We start from the raw sequence: 310 nt of genomic DNA, 5'->3' as shown, positions 1-310 counted from the left end.
GAATTTGCGCTTCTTTTAGATCGCATAAATAGGCATCGAGTTTGGCCAAATCGCCGTCTTCGTCAGTTCCAGTAAGCCCTGCGTCTTCGCCAAATCCAGTGCTGCTGGTCAGGCTTAAAATTTCGCGTCTTAGATACTCAATCCGCCGTGGATCAACCCCCGCCGCCTCATAGTATTCGTCAACAAGACCCTCCAGATCACGCATTGGCCAATAGCTTTCGGCGCGGGTAAGCGGCGGTGTTAGGTGGTCAATAATGACGGCCTGCGCACGGCGTTTTGCTTGTGTGCCTTCGCCCGGATCGTTGACGAT

General features: G+C 53.2%; 1 protein-coding gene. It reads right to left on the bottom strand.

What is annotated here, in order from left to right:
- A partial coding sequence (locus tag AB9F29_RS21915; protein WP_369757250.1) for a cobaltochelatase subunit CobN occupies positions 1-310 on the bottom strand: 310 nt, incomplete at both ends.

The sequence above is a fragment of the Falsihalocynthiibacter sp. S25ZX9 genome (assembly GCF_041205405.1).
GTDB lineage: Bacteria > Pseudomonadota > Alphaproteobacteria > Rhodobacterales > Rhodobacteraceae > Falsihalocynthiibacter > Falsihalocynthiibacter arcticus.
This window is presented reverse-complemented; position numbering and strand designations above follow the sequence as displayed.